Origin of the sequence: Streptococcus infantis (genome assembly GCF_001579645.1) — a bacterium.
GTDB lineage: Bacteria > Bacillota > Bacilli > Lactobacillales > Streptococcaceae > Streptococcus > Streptococcus infantis_E.
In genome coordinates this window covers 1-380 of the sequence record NZ_LQZF01000200.1, presented here as the reverse complement: position 1 = coordinate 380, position 380 = coordinate 1, and the positions used below count along the sequence as shown (strand labels likewise).

Here is a 380-nt window from a genome sequence, read left to right as displayed (position 1 = left end):
TCTGCATCAACAAGTGCATCAGAATCAGCAAGCACATCAGCGTCTGAATCAGCATCAACAAGTGCGTCTGAATCAGCAAGCACATCAGCATCTGAGTCTGCATCAACAAGCGCATCAGAATCAGCAAGCACATCAGCTTCAGAATCAGCATCAACAAGTGCCTCTGAGTCAGCAAGCACAAGCGCATCAGAATCAGCAAGCACATCAGCTTCTGAGTCAGCATCAACAAGCGCATCAGAATCAGCAAGCACATCGGCTTCTGAATCAGCATCAACAAGTGCCTCTGAGTCAGCGTCAACATCAGCTTCAGAATCAGCAAGCACATCGGCTTCTGAATCAGCATCAACAAGTGCCTCTGAGTCAGCGTCAACAAGTGCATC

1 pseudogene is annotated in these 380 nt (G+C 48.2%); it reads right to left on the bottom strand.

Annotated features, from left to right (window positions below):
- Window positions 1–380, bottom strand: a pseudogene (locus tag SINDD18_RS11055) (MSCRAMM family adhesin SdrC); the annotation flags it as partial.